Below are 1,157 nucleotides of genomic sequence, written 5' to 3' on the forward strand. Positions count from 1 at the left end.
GCTTGATGATTTTAGAGCCAAGATCAATGAAGATCTCACAAGCTATGGTCGCTTAGCCAGCCCAAATGAATGGCAAAATTATAATAAATTTACCAGCAAAGTCACTATGAGTGGTGGCTTAGAACTGTTGGGTAATTCGTCGTTTAACCTTATCCATAATGGTGAAGTGGTTACCAATTTAAACACAAACGGAAGCACCTTGAAAGGACCTTTAAAAGTTGATGGAGATCTTGTTTATACGAAAGCGCAAGTGGATGAAGCCATCTTGGCAGGAATAAAGAGGCTAAAAAAAGATTTGACCGATAAAATCACGAATTGGCCGGCACTTGCTGATGCTGAATTGCTCTATACGCAAGATGGAAAAATTCAATGGCCCGATTGGGTCACGGATAACACAAAAGTCGAAATCCAAGCTTGGGGTGGAGGTGGCAGTGGTGGTGGCGCTTATTCGTCAGGATTAGGAGGAGGTGGTGGTGGTGCCGGTTGTTCAGTCTGGTATGGCTACAAAGCCAGTCTAAATGGACATGAGAATATCACAATTGGTAAAGGAGGAGCTTCTGTTTCAGAGCAGTGTGTAAACGGTAAGTCTGGAGGAACAACGATCATTGGCAATAATTTTATCACCGCCACAGGAGGAAACTATGGTAGTGCTGGTTACTATAGTTCACGAAACGGTTATGTTACTGGCTACTATTCAGGACGTGGTGGTATTGGAGGGGTTGGGGGAAATTTTGGCTTGGCAACAGATGAACATCCAGGATTTTCCAAAGGTGGAAATGGTTATGCTGGGACAAACGGAATTACGAGCGAGACTAGCGGTAATGGCGGTGATGCTGGAGGTGATACATCAAGAGGTGGCTCTGGTGGAGTCGGCAAAGGTTCCTATAGTTCAGGAAAAGCAGGGCGTGGTTTTGGTGGTGGCGGTGCTGGTGCTCATGGACATGAGACTCCAAGTGGTGCTGGAGCGGATGGCGCTGTCCTCATAAGATTATGGAAAGATTAATTACATAATCAAAGAGAGCACAATTCAAATGGTGCTTATTGTATAAGCGAGCTTATATGATTTTCTTTCTTTAAAGCCCCCTTTGAAGATCTTTCAAAGCCCTTTAAAGAGCTTTTTGACTGACAGTGTCAGACTTATGGAGCATGGTGATGGT

At 44.3% G+C, this 1,157-nt stretch carries 1 protein-coding gene; it reads left to right on the forward strand.

Annotated elements, in window-relative coordinates:
• Positions 1-1,003, forward strand: a 1,003-nt coding sequence (locus ACFIO3_RS13450; RefSeq protein ID WP_375704624.1) for a Bgr_08870 family protein, incomplete at its 5' end; no start/stop codon positions are given.
• Between the last annotated feature and the right edge of the window lie 154 nt (positions 1,004-1,157).

This window comes from Bartonella sp. AD328YNZD (assembly GCF_042196425.1).